The 17,291-nt window shown below is 65.1% G+C and carries 19 protein-coding genes; 12 read left to right on the top strand and 7 right to left on the bottom strand.

Translation table 11 applies throughout. The features are described from left to right. Window positions 1-21 precede the first annotated feature (21 nt). The 3 genes from FJV83_RS09950 to FJV83_RS09960 all read right to left on the bottom strand — a co-directional run bounded on the left by FJV83_RS09950 (window position 22) and on the right by FJV83_RS09960 (window position 4,452). Window positions 22-2,355, bottom strand: coding sequence for a cation:proton antiporter (locus tag FJV83_RS09950; RefSeq protein WP_246691840.1), 2,334 nt, complete (start codon window positions 2,353-2,355; stop codon window positions 22-24). A 98-nt stretch (window positions 2,356-2,453) separates the two neighbouring features. Next, window positions 2,454-3,146 carry a DUF2270 domain-containing protein gene (locus FJV83_RS09955; RefSeq protein ID WP_095790478.1) on the bottom strand — a complete coding sequence of 231 codons (693 nt, stop codon included), beginning with the start codon at window positions 3,144-3,146 and terminating at the stop codon, window positions 2,454-2,456. Window positions 3,147-3,228: 82 nt separating this feature from the next. Next, a complete protein-coding gene (locus FJV83_RS09960; protein WP_142885416.1) occupies window positions 3,229-4,452 on the bottom strand; it encodes an MFS transporter in 1,224 nt (407 codons plus the stop codon). Window positions 4,453-4,550: 98 nt separating this feature from the next. On the opposite strand from FJV83_RS09960, the gene FJV83_RS09965 reads away from it, so the two are divergent. The 5 genes from FJV83_RS09965 to FJV83_RS09985 all read left to right on the top strand — a co-directional run bounded on the left by FJV83_RS09965 (window position 4,551) and on the right by FJV83_RS09985 (window position 8,514). Next, the gene (locus FJV83_RS09965; RefSeq protein WP_142885417.1) at window positions 4,551-5,459 is read left to right on the top strand and encodes a LysR family transcriptional regulator; all 909 of its coding nucleotides are present in this window, start codon (window positions 4,551-4,553) and stop codon (window positions 5,457-5,459) included. 49 nt (window positions 5,460-5,508) lie between these two features. Further along, window positions 5,509-6,201, top strand: a complete 693-nt coding sequence (locus FJV83_RS09970) for an Imm52 family immunity protein (protein ID WP_142885418.1) — start codon at window positions 5,509-5,511, stop codon at window positions 6,199-6,201. Window positions 6,202-6,281: 80 nt separating this feature from the next. Continuing rightward, window positions 6,282-6,599: a hypothetical protein gene (locus tag FJV83_RS09975; protein ID WP_142885419.1), complete on the top strand. Its 318-nt coding sequence runs from the start codon at window positions 6,282-6,284 to the stop codon at window positions 6,597-6,599. A 555-nt stretch (window positions 6,600-7,154) separates the two neighbouring features. Then, window positions 7,155-7,676, top strand: a complete 522-nt coding sequence (locus FJV83_RS09980) for an Hsp20/alpha crystallin family protein (RefSeq protein WP_095774933.1) — start codon at window positions 7,155-7,157, stop codon at window positions 7,674-7,676. A gap of 121 nt (window positions 7,677-7,797) precedes the next feature. Beyond that, window positions 7,798-8,514 carry a gamma-glutamylcyclotransferase gene (locus FJV83_RS09985; RefSeq protein WP_095774932.1) on the top strand — a complete coding sequence of 239 codons (717 nt, stop codon included), beginning with the start codon at window positions 7,798-7,800 and terminating at the stop codon, window positions 8,512-8,514. Here the strand turns inward: FJV83_RS09985 and FJV83_RS09990 are convergent. Beyond that, complete coding sequence (locus FJV83_RS09990; RefSeq protein WP_142885420.1) at window positions 8,511-9,374, bottom strand: NAD(P)H-binding protein; 864 nt, start codon at window positions 9,372-9,374, stop codon at window positions 8,511-8,513. The two genes, FJV83_RS09985 and FJV83_RS09990, sit on opposite strands and share 4 nt — an antisense overlap. Window positions 9,375-9,474: 100 nt before the next feature. Here FJV83_RS09990 and FJV83_RS09995 point away from each other — a divergent pair, with 100 nt between their 5' ends. The 7 genes from FJV83_RS09995 to FJV83_RS10025 all read left to right on the top strand — a co-directional run bounded on the left by FJV83_RS09995 (window position 9,475) and on the right by FJV83_RS10025 (window position 13,359). Further along, window positions 9,475-9,798: a metalloregulator ArsR/SmtB family transcription factor gene (locus FJV83_RS09995; RefSeq protein ID WP_142885421.1), complete on the top strand. Its 324-nt coding sequence runs from the start codon at window positions 9,475-9,477 to the stop codon at window positions 9,796-9,798. Continuing rightward, the gene (locus FJV83_RS10000; RefSeq protein WP_142878360.1) at window positions 9,795-10,226 is read left to right on the top strand and encodes an SRPBCC domain-containing protein; all 432 of its coding nucleotides are present in this window, start codon (window positions 9,795-9,797) and stop codon (window positions 10,224-10,226) included. Before FJV83_RS09995 ends, FJV83_RS10000 begins: the two co-directional genes overlap by 4 nt. A 133-nt stretch (window positions 10,227-10,359) precedes the next feature. After that, the gene (locus FJV83_RS10005; protein WP_142885422.1) at window positions 10,360-10,752 is read left to right on the top strand and encodes a VOC family protein; all 393 of its coding nucleotides are present in this window, start codon (window positions 10,360-10,362) and stop codon (window positions 10,750-10,752) included. A gap of 36 nt (window positions 10,753-10,788) precedes the next feature. Further along, complete coding sequence (locus FJV83_RS10010) at window positions 10,789-11,010, top strand: hypothetical protein (RefSeq protein WP_142885423.1); 222 nt, start codon at window positions 10,789-10,791, stop codon at window positions 11,008-11,010. An 11-nt stretch (window positions 11,011-11,021) separates the two neighbouring features. Continuing rightward, a complete protein-coding gene (locus FJV83_RS10015) occupies window positions 11,022-11,450 on the top strand; it encodes a DUF1801 domain-containing protein (protein ID WP_142885424.1) in 429 nt (142 codons plus the stop codon). A gap of 33 nt (window positions 11,451-11,483) precedes the next feature. Beyond that, window positions 11,484-11,876, top strand: coding sequence for a DUF1801 domain-containing protein (locus FJV83_RS10020; protein WP_142885425.1), 393 nt, complete (start codon window positions 11,484-11,486; stop codon window positions 11,874-11,876). 388 nt (window positions 11,877-12,264) lie between these two features. Further along, window positions 12,265-13,359, top strand: a complete 1,095-nt coding sequence (locus FJV83_RS10025; RefSeq protein ID WP_142885426.1) for an acyltransferase family protein — start codon at window positions 12,265-12,267, stop codon at window positions 13,357-13,359. A 17-nt stretch (window positions 13,360-13,376) separates the two neighbouring features. On the opposite strand, the gene FJV83_RS10030 is transcribed toward FJV83_RS10025, so the two are convergent. From FJV83_RS10030 to FJV83_RS10040, 3 genes are read right to left on the bottom strand one after another with little or no spacing between them, the layout of a single operon-like run. Continuing rightward, on the bottom strand, window positions 13,377-15,365 hold the full coding sequence (locus tag FJV83_RS10030; protein WP_142885427.1) for a glycoside hydrolase family 127 protein: 1,989 nt from the start codon (window positions 15,363-15,365) through the stop codon (window positions 13,377-13,379). 21 nt (window positions 15,366-15,386) lie between these two features. After that, window positions 15,387-16,244 (bottom strand): carbohydrate ABC transporter permease, encoded by an 858-nt coding sequence (locus tag FJV83_RS10035; RefSeq protein ID WP_095774922.1) that lies wholly within the window; start codon window positions 16,242-16,244, stop codon window positions 15,387-15,389. After that, window positions 16,244-17,173: a sugar ABC transporter permease gene (locus FJV83_RS10040; protein WP_142885579.1), complete on the bottom strand. Its 930-nt coding sequence runs from the start codon at window positions 17,171-17,173 to the stop codon at window positions 16,244-16,246. The genes FJV83_RS10035 and FJV83_RS10040 overlap by 1 nt, the downstream gene beginning before the upstream one ends. Window positions 17,174-17,291: the final 118 nt, after the last annotated feature.

Below are 17,291 nucleotides of genomic sequence, written 5' to 3' on the forward strand. Positions count from 1 at the left end.
CCGATAGCTGCGCCGGAATGATCAGGCGTTGATTTCGGCCGCCGCCTCGTTGGCATTGGCGTCGGCCCGCTTGACGCGTTCGCTGGCCAGAAGCACGACCGGGCAGGCGACCGCGGCGAGCACCGCCGTCGCGGTGTCGCCGAAGAACAGCTCTTCGCCCGGCCGTTGGGTGACACCCATCACCACCATCGCGGCGCCTTTGGTCACCTCCCTGGCGATCGCCCTGTCCGCCGTGGCGCGGGTGCGGATCGCGGTATCGACGGCGACGCCGTAGCGGTCCGCGAGATCGGCGACATCCTTGAGCACGGCTTCCTCCCGGCGGTGCGAGACCGTGCCCGGCCGGCTGCCCTGCCTGGCCTGCGAGACATAGAGTACCTTGACGCGGGCGCGGTGCGGCCGCGCCAGCGCCAGCGCGAAATCGGCGGCGCGGCGCGCGACCTCGGTGCCGTTGACGGGGACCAGTATCGTCGTTCCGGCGCGCAGCGCCGGCATCTTTCCATCGGCCTTGGCGCCGTTCAGCACGAGGCAGAGCGGGCCGTCGAAACCGCTGCTGACGTCCTTCAGCGCGCCGCTGAAGGTGCCTTTGTCGGTCAGCATGTTCTCCAGTCCGACCAGCAGAAGCCCATAGCCCTTGCGGGCTTCGGCGGCGATTGTCTCGGCGCTGGCCTGAAGCTCGGTGCGGGCTGTGAGGTGGACCCTGTCGACAAGCGTGTCCTCGGCCTTGCTGACGGCCCTTGCGCTCCTGGCGGCGCCTTTCTTTACCTCCCTGGACGCCCGTTCCGGGCCTTTGTCGCCGACCTGACCGGCGAGCCTGCCATCCTGGAGATGAAGCAGAGTGGTCGGCATGCCGCTGCCGCCGCCGACCAGGCCTGCAAGGTAGGCGGTGAACTTGCCGACCGGGCTGTCGTCGACCAGCAGCAGCAGGCGCTCCAGCCTGGAAACGAAGCCGCGTTCGTCGAGCAGTTCGCGATCGACGCGCTGCTTCTCGGCATGTCCAACCGGCAGGCGGCCGAGCGCCCAGCGCAGCATGGGCGGCATGGCCAGCGTGGTGATGACGGCCATGGTGACGATCATCGTGAACAGATTGTGGGACAGGATGTTCATCGACAGGCCGATGCTGGCGACGATGACCTCGGTCGAGCCGCGGGCGTTCATGGCGCTGCCGACGGCGGTGGCTTCCTTCAGCGACATGCCGGCCAGCCGGCCGCCGAGGAAGGCGCCGCCGAACTTGCCGATGCTGGCGATGGCGACCAATGCCAGCGTCAGCAGCGCCAGCGTCGGGTCGGTAAGCACGGTGAGGTCGGCCGACAGGCCGGCCATGCCGAAGAACACCGGCATGAACAGCGCGGTGATGAGGCCGCGCAACTGGCTCTCAATGTGGTCGGACAGTATCGGCGATTCACCGACCAGTATGCCGGCGACGAAGGCGCCGAGCACCGTGTGTACGCCGATCAGGTTGGTGATCAGCGCCATGACGCCCATGATGATGAGGATGACCGTGATGACGGCGTATTCGCTGCGGAAAGAGTCGTTGCTCCAGCGGATCAGCGTGAAGACAAGCCGGCGGCCGATGGTGAAGGAAAACACCATGAACAGCGCCACCTCGGCCACCGTGGTGATGAGCGGCAAGACCTGCAGGCTGCCATTGGTGGCGATGCCGAAGGTCACCGCGATGACCAGCCAGCCGATCGTGTCCTCGATGATGGACGAGGAAATGATGACCTGGCCGAGATTGCGGCGCATGAAGTTCATCTCGCGCACCACCATGGCGACGATCTTGACCGAGGAGATCGACAGCGCCGTGCCGAGGAACAGCCCGGCGACGACGCGCTGCCGCGGGTCGGACAGCAGCGAGTCCGGCAGGAATTGTGCCAGCGCGAAGCCGAAGGCGAAAGGCACGACGACGCCGGTGATCGAGATCGAAAAACAGGCCGCCCCGACGCGGCGCACCAGGCGCAGATCCGTCTCCATGCCGGTCAGGAGCAGGAGAAGCAGGATGCCGAGCTGGGACACCGCATCGATCATGCCCTTCTGCGCCGGATCGCTGGAGAAGATCAGGTGCTGGGCGTCGGGCCATATCCATCCGAACAGCGAGGGCCCGAGCAGGATGCCGCCGATCAGCTGACCCATAATCGCCGGCTGGCCGTAACGCTGGAAGATTTCGCCGAGGCCGCGGCCTACCAGCAGGAGAAGCACGATCTCGGCGACGAACAGGCCCTCGGCCGAGCCGCCCATGCCCGACGCATGTCCGGGCGCCTGGGCGGCGAAGGCGCGGCTTGCCGGTGCCAGGGCAAGGGTGGCCAGCACGAGGGTGGCCGCGAGGCGGCCTGACGTCGTTGCCGGTTGCCGGTTCATGGGTTCCCTCAAACGTCGCGGCGGACTGACCATGACAACGCATGGCCGGCCTTTGCGTTGCAGCCGCCTGTTGCCGGAATTGGAAGTCGATCATCCGGTCAGACGTGGACATCGCCAAAGGCGAGTTCGCCGTCGTCGCCGGCCGCGAACACGACTATGGCAAGCAGCCCAATGTAGAACGCGGCCACGAACGCGACGATGGCGATGCCTGGTATGGGACCAAGGGCGGCGCTGTCGACCGCTTCGCGCAGCGAACCGCCAAAGCCGACCCTGGTGCCGACGGTTTGCAGGCTGGGTGTCGAGATCTTCAATACCCAGGCCAACAGCAGGATGAGGAAAAGGTAAATGTAGTTGCGGCGCAGGCGGCGCACCAGGGCGGCACGTTGCGACAGCAGGAATTTCGGCGCGCGCAGGCCTTCGCCGACGATGAGCAGCCAATCCGAGGCGAAGTCGGGCTGCGGCGAAAAGATCTGCGCGAAATAGTGACGTTCGAACTGGCGCACGCGTGCGCGGTAGAAGTCGAAGAAGCGGTAGCGGCGCGCCTCGATCCACAAAAGCAGCAGGATCAGCAGCATGGCGAACAACAGCACGCCATGATGCGCGCTGGCCGTCGACAGCGAAACCGAGAGCATCGCCGCCACCACGGTGATCGCCCAGTTCGTGGTCCTGTCGAGCCGATCGCGCCAGCCCGCCATGCGCGCGATCTCGGCGCGGTGGAAATGCGACAGCGTGTTCACGCGCTCCGTCGATGAAAGGACGGGACCCGCGGGCGTCGCCGACGCATCGTTCATGGCATCCTCCGGCAAGGACTAAAACAGTTTGCCGGCAACATAGTTCCCTTGGGCTACTCGGCGTGATTGTAAGAACGCCCGGTCATTCCGGCTCGCCGATCCAGTCGACCACCAGGGCGGTGGCGCCAAAGACTGCGCCGATGGCGCACACGCAGGTCCACCCGCCCCAAGTCCAGGCAGCGCCGGCCAGCAATGAGCCGATGGCGCCGCCGATGAAGAAGATGCCGACGAACAGGCCGTTGAGCCGGCCGCGGGCCTCGGGCTGAAGCAGATTGACGGCACGGCGGCCGAGCGTCTGGTCGCCGGTGACGCCGATGTCGAGCAGCACGGCGCTGACGCCCATCAGCACCAGCGATTGCCATGACGCACCGGGCTGAGAGGCGCCGGCCCAGGCGGCGAGCGCCATAGCGCCGATCAGCACGAGGTGACAGGCGATGGTGGCGGATCGCGTCCAGCCATGGTCGCCGGCGCGGCCGAACAGCGGCGTGACCACGGCGCCGCCGGCGCCGACAAGCGCGAAGAGCGCAATGCCGCGCTGGCCAAGGCCGAAAGGCGGCTGTGCGAGACGCAAGGCGACCGCCGTCCAGAACAGGCTGAACGCCGCCATCACCAGCGCCGCAGTCAGCGCACGCCGCCGCAGCACCGGCTCGCCGCGCAGCAGGCCGAACAGCGAGGCAATCAGCGCGCCGTAGGACGATTTTGCTTCCGGGCGCCGCTGCGGCAAGGTGAAGGCGAGCACGCCGGCGAGCAGGACGAGCGCGGTAGCACTGAGGCCGTAGAAGGCGCGCCAGCCCCAGGCGTCTGCGATGAGGCTGGCCAGCGGCCGCGCCAGCAGGATGCCGATCATCAGTCCGCTCATGACATCGCCGATGACGCGGCCGGCCTCGCCGGGCGGCGCCATCGAGGCTGCGATCGGCACCAGGATCTGGATCGCCGAGCAGGCAGCACCGAGGACGAACAGGACGACCAGCAGCGAGGCGATGGTGGGCGCGAAGGCAGCGGCGCCCGCTGCAAGGGCCGCCGTCAGGAGCATGCGCAAGATCAAGGCGCGGTTCTCGGCGAGATCGGCCATCGGCACCAGGAAGAACAGGCCGGCGGCATAGCCGAGCAGCGTGGCCATGGCGACGAGGCCGACGCTGGCGGCGCTGGCGCCGAGCGACGGGCCGATCAGCCCGATCAGCGTCTGCGGCGCGAACAGATTGGTGACGATGATGCCGGTGGAGGCGGCGAAGAGCAGCGTCTGCGGGCCGGTGATGGTGCTGGCGGGCAGCCGCCCGCATAACTGGCCGTCCTTGGTGTCGAGCATGAGGTCCTCAATAAACTTGCATATTGTTTGAGGACTTTATGCCGAAGTATTATCATGCTACAATTCAATCAATTCGATAATGATTATGCGAGATGTGCATGAACATCCATGACCTCGAAGCCTTCATCGCCGTGGTGGAAACCGGCTCGATCGTCGGCGCCTCCGCCAGGCTGAACCTCACCCAGCCGGGCGTCACGCGCCGCATCCAGAATCTGGAGGATGGTCTGGCGACAGCACTTCTCGACCGCCAGTCGAAGCCGCTGAAGCCGACAGCTACGGGGCGCGAGGCCTATGAGCATGGAAGGCGGGTGCTGCGCTCGCTGGACGATCTCAGGGCGGGCGTGTCGCCGCAAGGCGAGATCAAGGGCGAGTTCCGCCTGGGTGTCATGCCCTATCTCTCCGACGCAGCACTAGCGCTGCCGCTCGACACGCTGCGTGCCGCCTTTCCGCAGCTGACGCTGCGCATCACCTCGGGCTGGTCGCCAAGGCTGGTGGAGCAGGTGGCGCGCAGCGAACTCGACGCCGTGGCGGTGTGCCTGGCCGAAGGCCTGGCGCCGCCGGACGAGCTGGTCTGCGACGATCTCGGCGCGCAGTCGGTGCTGCTGGTCGCGTCCCCCGGTCTTGGCGTGCCGAAGCCGGCGAAGCTCGCCGACCTGTCGCGCTTTGCCTGGGTGATGAACGAAAACGGCTGCGGGTTTCGCGCCTTCATCCGCCAAAGTTTCGAGGCGGCAAGGCTGCCGTTCCAGGTCGGGGTGGAGGCGCTCAGCGTCGACCTCAGAATGTCGCTGGTGGCGCGCGGCCATGGCATCGGCATCGTCACGCCCGGCGCCTTCGCCGACAGCCGCTGGCGCGACGCCGTCGAGGTCATCGACTGCCCCGACTTCAAGCCGCAAGTGCGCGCCTGGCTGCTGCACCGCCCGCCCGCCGGACGGCTCAGCCGCCCGATCGCGCTGTTTCGAGATGCGCTGATCGACGGGCTGAAGGTGCCGATGCCGCTGGTGTCATGAGTTGGTGGCCAGTTGTCGTGAGAAAGACTCCACTCCGGGGGAGGGTGCCGTGTCGGTCAACATCTGCGTGTATTGGGGCCCCAGGCAACGCCCTCTCGACGAGTTGATCCCGCAAGCCGCAGCGTACTTTCGCGTTCTGGCGAAAGCCGACCCAGGGCTCGCCCGTTGGGCGCCCGTGGGCCGATCGCTCAAGCAAGCGATGCTATCCGAGCCTTTCGATACGTCGTCGCCGGAGGTTTTGCGACGCTTGCTGTTGAAGGGGCAGAACAAGACGGATATTGCGCCGCGCCAGCCCATTCCGGAACTTGGATACAGGCTGTCGCTTTGGAACCAGCGTCATGGGAATCTAGAAGCGTCGACCTCGGTCCATTGCGGTGCCTATTCGCAATATCTGTCCGAAGACAGCCAGAACAATGCCTTGCTCGAACTCAGCTTTCGCAACGAAGAAGGTCTTGCTGTTGGTGTTCTCCTGGATGTGTTCCGGGAGGCCATCAATATATGGCAGCCTGTCTGGGGGACGATCTGGCGACATTTCCATGGCGCGCATGCCGCTGGTGCACCTTGGGACCCGAGCCATGTTCAATACGCCTTCTACCAGTCGCAAAGCGGGTTGGGTCCAGCAGGCCGAGAGATTGGGAGACAACAAGTGACGGCCGATCGAGGACGCCTCTGGATCAATGATGCGGTGGCGCCGTTCATGGAAAAGAGATTGCCCGCGCTGCCTGCAACCCCACCCTCTTGACAGGCTGCTCCTGGTCCCAACACCTTCAACCGATGCAGAACTCCTGGCCAGACATCGTTGGCTCCATCCAAGGCAGGCGTTTGGGTGACGCGGCCGACCCGTTTGCTTCGGCGCTCGGCGGCGTAGAAGCGCTTGCCTCGTTCATAGCAGGCGGTCCTTTGAGTTCCGTTTTGTTTGGATGGATGTCGATGTTTGATCTGTGTATTCAGCAGGTGGATGCCGAGCCTTATTCCGGGCCTTATCTGAAGGTGAGCCCACTGGCGTCCGGGCGGATCGAGTTTCGATATGTCGACACCGCCATGGTGCGAAGGCAATGGCACAGGGAGACGACACCCGATGCCGTGGTGCCGAGGCTCATCCAGTTCATGGACCAGCTTGGATGGATTTCAGTTCGCTGAGTTGCGGCGTGAAAACCTGTTCCAGCAGGCGGGCGACAGCTGCCGTGCCGGTCAGGTCGGGTGCATTGTGGCCCTGGCCGGCAAGGGCAAGGGATTGTGCCTGGGGCAGCGCGGCGGCCAGTTGCTTGCAAGCCTGGACAAGGAAAGCGGGGCTTTTCGATCCCCAGTCGCGAACGGCCTTGTGCAAGGCGGCCAGATTGCCCCAGGCGGGCGTACGTGCATTCGACGATCACTTTGCATTACCAGGTCTTGACCCCTCCGCAACGAACCCCAGATCGACCATGCCGCCGCCAGATGGGCCGGTGCAGACGCGGGCGTCAGCTTCATGGGCGGTGACCGTCGAACTCGGGCATCATGTGCCGGAGCGTTGCGGGAGACCCGCGACCGGGCGAGGGCGTTCCCAAAGGTTGAGCGGATCGGACCAGAAGCAGAGCGAAAACAGCAAGCACGGATCAGGCTGGCAGCGATGCCGGCTTCAGACGGCGCATTGTCCTCCGGAGCACAGCCAGTGCATACGAACGTACCAGAAACAGGATCAAGAAAGGAGAAAGTGCAATGACCATTCGTGATCTCATGCCGTGGAGCCGCGACACCAGCCAGTCTGCGACCCTCTTTCGCGAAGGCGATCGGGACCCGTTCATGGGCCTGCATCGCGAGATGAGCCGCCTGGTAGATGACATGTTCCGCGGCTTCGAGTCGCGGCTTCCGTCCATGGGCAGGTTCTCTTTGGCCGGCACCGGTTGGCCCAGCGTGGAAATCTCCGAAACGGACAAGGATATCCGCGTGACAGCCGAGATACCCGGCATGGAGGAGAAGGACATCGAGGTGTTGCTCGATGATGGCGTCCTGACGTTGCGCGGCGAAAAACACTCCGAAACCGACGACAAGGAGCGTCAGTTCTCCGAGCGGTTCTATGGCCGCTTCGAACGTCGCATCCCGATCGGCTTCGAAGTCGCGGAGGACAAGGTCGCCGCCGACTTCCGCAATGGCGTACTGTCCGTGAGCTTGCCGAAGTCCGAGAAGGCGCAGAGCAAGGCTAAGCGCATTCCCATCGGCGGCAAGAGCACCAAGCACTAGAACAGACCTGCCGGGCGTGCGTGCCGCGCACGCCCGGCATTGACTGGCGGGATTTCGCGCCGGTCGCCCTTGAGAATCCCCCAGCCTTCGGCAACATGGCGGCAAGGCTGGGAGCGCAAGGATGAACAAGGCCATTTCCGCCGTACCGCGCAAGGCGCCGATGGCGCTGACCGAGGCGCTGGTGGCGCGGACCATGCGCGTGGTCGCGGATGCCGGGCCGACGCCGGGCATGGTCTATATGACGGACGCCGACTATGCGCGGTTTCGCGACGAGATCCTGGCCTCTGCGCCGCCCGGACCGCTGAAGCTGTTCGCCTATGGCTCGCTGCTGTGGAAGCCGGCAGGCGAGGTCCGGGGTGGCGAGCGCGCGGTGGCGCGGGGCTGGCACCGATCGTTCTGCTTCACGGTGCAGCGCTTTCGCGGCACGCTCGAACAGCCCGGCCTGATGATGGCGCTCGACCGCGGCGGCCAGTGCCAAGGCATGGTGTTCGAAATCGCCGAGCCGGTCGCCGAAAATCTGGAAGCGCTGCTGCGCCGCGAGATGACCATCCTGCCCGCCGTCAACGTGCCGCGCTGGCTGCAGGTCAGCACCGAGGGCGGGGCGAGCCGGGCGCTCGGCTTCGTCGTCGATCCCGCCAATCCGCGCTATGCCGGCAAGCTCGACAAGCCCGCGGTCGCGGCGACGCTGGCCAGGGCCGTCGGCCACTGGGGCTCGGGCGCGCAGTATCTGTTCGAGACGATCCGCCACCTCGACGCCTGCGGTATACGCGACCGCAATCTGTGGCAGTTGCAGGAACTGGTGGCGCAGGAGATCGGCCGCGCCCATGGCGCCATCTAGCCTTCAGCCGGCATTGCGGACATTGCGCGAGCCAGGAAATCTCGAAAGCTCTCCGGCTGCCTATCCGTGAGTATGGCGAAGTCTCGGGAGACCCCGCCATAGCGGCCCTCGGCGATCGACGCGCACAGCGTCGTGAAGGCCCGCGGCCAGGGTTCGTCGAGGCGCGCCGACGCCGAGGCCAGATATTCGCTGAGGGAGCAGGGGTGATAGCGCAGAGGCCATGCTGTCGCCTCGCCATAGCAGGCGGCGATTTCGTTGAAGCCCAGCGCCCGGCCTCCGGTGATCGTGTAGACCGCGCGGGATGTGTGAGCCCCAGTCGCCACCGCGGCGACGGCTGCTGCAACATTATCGCGCGAGACCGGTGCAACCAGGCCCTGTCCGGCAGGCAGCACCAATTGTCCCGAGGCGGGCGCAAGCCATGTGTCGAGGATGAAATCACTGTAGAGGCCGCAGCGCAGGATGGTCGAGGGCACGCCGCTGGCGGCCAGCCGGCGCTCGGCGTCGCGATAGGCGGGCGCGTAGTAGAAGGGCGAGGTCTCGCCGATATCGACGATGCTGGTGAAGGTGATGTGGCGCACACCCGCCGCCGTCGCGGCCGCGATGGCGTTGGCGTGATGGCGCGTGACCGCATCCGCAGCGCCATCACTTGAAATCAGGACCAGCCTGTCGATGCCGGTGAAGGCTGCTTTGAGTGTCGAGGCGTCCTCGTAGTCACCGACGCGTAGTGCTGTTTCCCGGGGCAGGCGCCCTTGCCCTGCCTCGAGCTTGCGGACCAGCGCGGCGACCTCATGGCCTGACGACACCAGCCTCGAGACGACGGCGCGTCCGATATGGCCGGTGGCTCCGGTGACGAGGATCATTCCTGCCGCTCCAATCTACCGCCGCTTCAATCTACCGCTTGACGAACATATATCCCTGCGGTTATACGTCAACCAATAGCCAACGGGTTATCGATCTGAGATGCCGGATACCCATGACATGCTCTTCAGGACACTGGCCGACCCGACCAGGCGGGCGATCTTCGAACGGCTGTGCCGCCAGGGCGAGCAGACGGTGGGGGCGCTGACGAACCAGTCCGGCGTGTCGCAGCCGGCGGTGTCGAAGCATCTGGGCGTGCTCAAGCAGGCCGGTCTGGTGCGCGACCGCCATGAAGGCCGCCAGACGCACTACAGCGCGCAGCTTGGCGCGCTGGCGCCGCTGATGGACTGGACACGCCAGATGGCCGGGTTTTGGGAGAGCCGGTTCGATGATCTCGAGGATTTGCTCAAAAGGATGGATCAGTGAACGATAGTGCCACTGAAAACCGCACTGTCGTCGTCGAGCGGCAGATTTCCCATCCGCCGGAAAAACTCTGGCGCGCGCTGACACAACCGCATCTGATCGAGGAGTGGCTGATGAAGAACGATTTCAAGCCTGATGTCGGCCACCGCTTCAACATCAGCGCCGATTGGGGCGGCGTGCTCGATTGCGAGGTGCTGGCCGTCGAGCCGAACAAGACGCTGTCCTACACCTGGAACCTCGCGCACCAGGATCCGGCATTCGATCTCAGGAGCGTGGTGACCTTCACGCTCACCCCAACGCCAACCGGAACGCATCTGCGCATGGAGCAATCCGGCTTCCGGCCGGAGCAGCGGCGCGCCTATGGCGGCGCCAAGATGGGCTGGCCGCAATTCTTCGAGAAGCTGGAGCAGCTTCTCGACCGGACAGATTAGACCCGTTGTTTTGACGCAATTCCGGACGGAAAACCGTTTCACACTTTTCCTGGAATTGCTCCGCCGGCCGATCGAACCCAACCCCTGACTTCACCGGGCGGCACACCGCCAGCAAAACCCATGGAGAAAGACGATGAAGATCAAACTGACCAGCATCTATGTCGACGACCAGGAAAAGGCGCTTGCCTTCTACACCGGCGTGCTCGGCCTGACCAAGAAGGCCGATTTCAGCAATGGGCCGTTCCGTTGGCTGACGGTCGCCTCGCCGGACGAGCCCGAGGGCACCGAGCTGCAGCTGGCCCTCAACGACCAGCCGGCCGCCAAAACCTATCAGCAGGCGATGTTCGAGCAGGGCCAGCCGGCGGTGATGTTCTTCACCGACGACATCAAGGGCGATCATGAGCGCATCAAGGCACGCGGCGGCACATTCGCCACGGCGCCGACCGAGGTGACCGGCTCGACCATCGCCAAGCTCAATGACGGCTGCGGCAATCTCATCCAGATCACGCAGCTGGTGCGCTGGTAGCGCGCCTGGTTTCACACGTTTTCACGGGAGGTCATTTTGGATTGGAGCACATGGATCAGGCAGGCGCATCGCTGGCTGTCGATCATCTTCACGGCGACCGTCGTCGCCAATTTCGTCACCATGGCGTTTGGACAGCCGCCCGCCTGGGTGGTTTATTCGCCACTGCCGCCGCTCTTCCTTATGCTGTTCAGCGGCCTCTATATGTTCGTGCTGCCCTATGTCGCGAAAGGACGCAACGCACAGCGGGCCAATGGATAGGAGGAAGGCGCATGGCCAAGTCGACCCCGGCCAAGGATGAGCCGAAGCTGCTTTCCGGCGGCAATCCGCAGATCGCCAAGGGTTATGGCGACGCTCCGGTGCAGGCCTATATCGCGGCGATGCCGGGCTGGAAGCGCGAGATGGGCAGGCGGCTCGACGCGCTCATCGGGCGCACCGTGCCCGGCGTGCACAAGGCGGTGAAATGGAACTCGCCTTTCTACGGCATCGAGGGCGAAGGCTGGTTCCTCAGCTTCCATTGCTTCACCAGATACATCAAGGTGACCTTCTTTCGCGGCATGTCGCTGGATCCGGTGCCGCCGGGCGAATCCAAAAGTCGGGACACGCGCTACCTCGACATCCATGAGGACGACGCGTTCGACGAGGCGCAATTCAGCGCCTGGGTGAAGCAGGCCAGCCAATTGCCTGGCGAGCGCATGTGAGCGCATTATTGTCCAAGTCTCGAGGAGAACAGCATGACCGGATCGCAGGAGAGCAAATCCCCCTCCGAACTGATCGACGGCAGGATCACGGAACTCGGCGACTGGCGCGGCGACATGCTTGGCCGGCTGCGCGCGCTCATCCATCAAGCCGATCCCGATGTCGTCGAGACCTGGAAGTGGCGCGGGGTTCCGGTCTGGGAGCATGACGGCATGATCTGCACCGGCGAGACCTACAAGAGCATCGTCAAGCTGACCTTCGCCAAGGGCGCGGCGCTGCCCGACCCCACGCGGCTGTTCAACTCCAGCCTCGAAGGCAACACGCGGCGGGCGATCGATTTTCAGAAGGGTGAGGAAGTCGACGAAGAGGCGCTGAAGGCGCTGGTGCGGGCCGCCGTGGCGCTGAATACTTCCAAGGCTCGAAAGTAACTGCGTCATGGGCCGTTATCCAACGGTCGACGTCAGCGCTGCCCCTCACTGTCCTGCCGGCATCCTCTCCCCGTAAACGGGGCGAGAGGGCCTGGCCGCAACGCCGGCGCATTTTTTGCAACGCTGGCGATTGGCGAAATAGCCGACAACAGCGTCCCTCGCCCCGTTTACGGGGAGAGGATGCCGGCAGGCAGGTGAGGGGCAGCGCCGACGGTGGAAGTTGTGGCGATTTCGACGCCCACGCGACCATGGGATCTGCCAGAAGGCAGCTGCTGATATCGCCTCGCACCCCCAAAACCAGCCGTGTTTACGATCTGGGAAGCCTGATGGTGCTAGATGTCGCCGGATGATGGCTGGCCGCCTCGGCCGGCCCCCGGATGGATTTGCCATGAACAACCCGATGCGCATGCCGTGGGTGGACACGGCCAAAGGCCTCTCGATCATCCTCGTGGTGATGATGTACGCGGCCTACAACACCGGCGAGTACACGGGCGGCGTCGGCTTCCTCCACTATGTCATCGGCTTCGCGACGCCGTTCCGCATGCCGGAATTCTTCCTCATCTCCGGCCTGTTCCTGTCGCAGGTGATCGACCGGCCGTGGCGGCGCTACATCGACCGGCGCGTCGTCCACTATCTCTATTTCTATGTGCTGTGGGCGATCATCTCGATCGGCCTGAAAATCGGCATCTTCAGCCGCGATCCCGGCGGCATGCTGCACGATCTGGCAATGGCCGTCATCCAGCCCTACGGCGTGCTGTGGTTCGTCTACATGCTGGCGGTGTTCGGCCTTGCCGCCAAGCTCTTGCGGCAATTCCGCGTGCCGGCCTGGACCGTCATCCCGATTGCTGCCGGACTTCAGATGTGGGCGCCGCATCCCGACAGCTATGCGGTCGAACAATTCGCGGCCTATTTCGTGTTCTTCTACCTTGGCTTCGTCATGGCGCCGCTGGTGTTCCGCCTCGTCGAATGGACGCAGCCCCGCCCGATGCTGGCCGCCGCCGGCCTGCTCGTGTGGGCGATCGTGAATGGATTGCTCGTCTATTCGCCTGGATATGCCATGCATCCCGTCGGTATGCAGATGGGGCTGGCGGCATGGCCGCCGCTGCATCTCACCCTGGCCGTCGCTGGCGCGGTGGCGCTCTGCGTGCTTGGCGGCTTGCTGTCGACATTCGCCTCGATGGAATGGCTGCGCTGGCTCGGCGAACATTCGCTGGTCGTCTATGTCGCTTTCACCATCCCGATGTCGCTCTTCCGTGGCGCCGCACTGGCAAGCGGCCTGCTGACCGATACCGGCGTGCTTAGCCTGGCGGTGCTGCTGGTCTCGATCATCAGCCCCGTCGTGCTCTACCTCATCATCCAGCGGGTCGGCTTCGGCATGTTCCTGTTCGAACGGACGGCCTGGGCGCATATCGACAACAGCGCCCCGCAAGCGGCACCGAGCGCGGCGCTGCCGGCGGCCGCCGGCCAATCAAGCCGGACATAGTCGAGCAGCGGGAAGCCTCAGCCATCCCGCAGCCACACCAGCATCTCGCCCGGTTCACGGTTGTCCCAGGCGTAATAGGGGATGGCGGTCAGGCGCGTCTCGACGCTGGCCGGCGGCTCACGCCGGTAGAGTCCGTCCTCCCAGCCGTCGCCGGCATCGGCTCGTGCCGTGGCCGAAAGCGTCACCACGCCGCCCAGCAGTTCGGGCGCCTGATGTGCCTCTATGCTTGCCGTGCGGGGCAGGGTCAGGCGGTGCAGCCGGCCGTCATTGTCCGATGCCTCGACGCAGTAGATCAGCGGCCCGCGCGACAGCGCGACGCGGCCGGCATCCTGCCTGACCTCGGGATTGGCGTAGAGCCGCTCGATCGGCATTTCGAGGTCGAGCCGGACGCGGTCGCCCTTCTGCCAACGGCGCCGGATCGCGGCATAGCCGTCGCTGGTCATGTCTTCGAGGTCGACCGCCTCGCCATTGATCTGAAGCGTGGCGCTGCTGCTCCATGCCGGCACGCGCAGATGCAGCGTGAACTCCACCGGCGCTTGCGGTTCGACCGTGATCTCCACGGCGCCCTCCCAGGGATAGCGGCTTGCCTGCGTGAGCTGCACCGGCGTGCCCGCAATGTCGAAGCGGGCGGTGGAATCGCCGTAGAGGTGCACGGCAAGCGCATCGTCCGCCAGGCTGTAGAAATAGCTGCCGATCGAGGCGACCATGCGCCCGACATTGGGCGGGCAGCAGGGGCAGCGGTGCCATTTCCACCTGTTGTGCCGGCCCCGGCTTTCCAGCGGGTTCTCGTAGAAGAACAGCGAGCCGTCGAGCGACAGGCCGGAGATCGAGCCATTGTAGAGCGCGCGCTCCATCATGTCGGCGTAGCGGGCGTTCGGCCCCATGCCGAGCATGCGGCTTGCCCAGAACACCAGGCCGACGGCGGCGCAGGTCTCGGCATAGGCGCTCTCATTGGGCAGATCGTAATCGCTGGTGAAGCCCTCATTGTGCGCCGACGGGCCGAGCCCGCCGGTGATGTAGAGATTCTTCGTGGTGAGGTCGTCCCACAGCCGGTCGAGGGCGACGCGCAGGCTATCGTCGCCATATTCGGTGGCGATGTCGGCCATGCCCGAATAGAGGTACATGGCACGCACCGCGTGGCCGACGACCTTGTCCTGCTCGCGCACCGGCCGGTGCGACTGGCTGTATTCGTAGGTCTTGAAATGATAGGCCCTGGGGTCGGCGCCGCGGGCGCGCGCCTCCTCGTCGAAATAGTGCGGCTGCTGGCCGCGCTGGTCGATGAAGTACTTCGCCAGATCCATGTATTTCTGCTCGCCCGTCACCCGCGCCAGCTTGACCAGCGCCAGCTCGATCTCCTCATGGCCGCAATAGCCCTTCTTCTTGCCGGGCTCTGGTCCCAGCACCGAGGCGATGTGGTCGGCGTAGCGGCACATAATGTCGAGCAGCTTGCGCTTGCCCGTCGCCTGGTAATAGGCGACCGCGCCCTCGATCAGGTGGCCGGCGCAATAGAGTTCGTGGCAGTCGCGCAGGTTCGTCCAGCGCTTGCCGGGCTGGATGCGCTGGTACCAGCTGGAGAGATAGCCGTCCTCCTGCTGCAATTTGCCGTACATGTCGATGACGGCGTCGATCTTCTTCTCCAGCCGGGGGTTCTTGCGCCGGTAGAGCGAATAGGCCGCGGTCTCGATCGTCTTGCCGAGATCGGAATCCCAGAACATCTGCGTCGTCACCGTCGAGCCGGTGAATTCGGCGCCCTGGCGGTCCGCTTCATCGGGCGAGGGCGAGTGGAAGGGAATGACGATGCCGGGCGATGGGCGGTCCGGATCGATCTGCTCCAGCATGCGCGCCTCGACGCAGCGCTCGTAGAGGATGTCGGCGGTGCGGGTCGCCACCGCATCGGCCCGGTCGCCCCAGAAGCCTTGCACATCGACCTGCGGCACCGGCAGCGGCCGGAAGGCGAGTTTCGGCTTTCGCTTCGAGGCGGGGCGAGGGGATGGCGATTCGGTCATGAACTCACTCCATTCAGTCTGTTATTTGACGGCCCCGGCCATCAGGCCGCGGATGTAGAAGCGCTGCAAAGCAAGGAACAGGATGAGACACGGCACCATCATCACGGTGACGCCCGCCTGCACGGCGCCCCAGTCGATGGCGCCGAAGCGGCCCGACTGCAGTGCCGTCATCATCACCGGCAGCGTGAATTTGGACTGGTCGGTCATCAGCACCAGGGCGGCGAGGAATTCGTTCCAGGCGCCGAGGAAGGCGAACAGCGCGATGGTGACGACGCCCGGCCAGACCAGCGGCAGCATCACCTTCAAAAGCATGGTGGCGTTGCCGGCGCCGTCCATGCGCGCGGCCTCCTCGATCTCGCGCGGCACCGCGTCGAAGGCATTGCGCATCATGAAGATCGAGAACGGCAATTGCAGCGTCACATAGACGCCGACCAGGCCGGTCAGCGTGTTGTGCAGGCCAAGCTTGGTCAGCACCAGGAAGATCGGCGTCAGGATCGACTGGAACGGGATCATGATCGTCGACAGGATGAGGACGAAGAACAGGTCCTTGAACGGAAAGCGGAAGCGCGAAAAGCCGTAGCCGGCCAGCACGCTGACGATGACCGACAGCAGGACGGTCATCACCGAGACATAGATGCTGTTCTGCGCCGAGACCCAGAGCCCGTCGCCGAAGGAGTTCAGCGTGGCATAGTTTTCCAGCGAAAAGCCCGTGGTCGGCCAGGGTGGCAGCGGCGGCAGGCGCGCTTCGGCCGCCGGCTTGAAGGCCGAGAGCGCCGTCCACACGATGGGTGCCACGAACAGCACCGAGGCGATGATGCCGGTGGAGTGCCTGGCGAGGCGGGCGGCAAACTTGCCTCTGGCTGATATCGCCTGCGCCATCAGTCGAGCCCCTCGGGCTTGCGCAACAGCCACAGCTGGATGAGGCTGAGCGCCACCAGGATGACCAGCAGCACCATGGAGAGTGCCGCGCCATAGCCGAGCTTGAACGACACGAAGGACTGGTTGAAGATCCAGTAGACCGCCGTCAGCGTCTGGTTGCGCGGCCCGCCGCGCAGGATGATGTAGAACTGGTCGAAGGCAAGGATCGAGCCCGCGACCGACAGGATCAGCGCCAGGGCCAGCGTGCGGCGCATCAGCGGCAAGGTGATCGCCTGGAACCGCGCGAACGGCCCGGCGCCGTCGATGACGGCGGCCTCCTGCAGATCCTGCGGGATCGATTGCAGGCCGGTCATCAGGATGATCATGGTGAAGCCGGCGACCTTCCACACCACCATGGCGATGATCGACCAGAAGGCCGGCTGGAAGGTGGCGAGCAGGTTGAACTTCCTGTCGATCAGGCCGAGGTCGTAGGCGGCCGGGCTGAACAGGCCGGAATCGACGTTGAGCAGCCATGACCAGAGCAGGCTCGCCGAGGCGAAACCGACCACCGCCGGCATGAAGAAGAAAGTGCGGTAGAGGTTGGTCAGCGGCCGCGGTTTCTCGATGAAGATCGCCAAGGGAAAGGCGACGGCGAAGATCGCGATGGTGACGACCACCGTGTAGTAGCCGGTGAATTTGAGCGCGTTCCAGAACCTGGTGTCGCGCAGGATCGCCCAGTAATTGTCGAGGCCGACGAAGGCGTGCTCGCCCATCAGCGGCCAGTTGTGCAGCGACATCCACGCCGTCATGCCGAGCGGGATGACGAAGAACACCATGACCAGCGCCACCGCCGGCGCGACATAGATGAGGCCGATCCATTGCCGGCGCCCGGCGCCGACGAGTTTCCGGGCGCGGGGCGGGGCGGTGGTGCTTGCGATGATGGTGGTCATGCTTTGCCTGGTCTTGCGTCGCATTCAGTTGGCCGCCCTACCTCCCCCTTGTTGGGAGGTAGGGAGCACGCCGGGCCCCCCCCCCCCGCGTCACCGACTTGAGCGCGAGGCGGAGGTC

Source organism: Mesorhizobium sp. WSM4307 (assembly GCF_007003945.1).
In the GTDB taxonomy this organism is placed as follows: domain Bacteria; phylum Pseudomonadota; class Alphaproteobacteria; order Rhizobiales; family Rhizobiaceae; genus Mesorhizobium.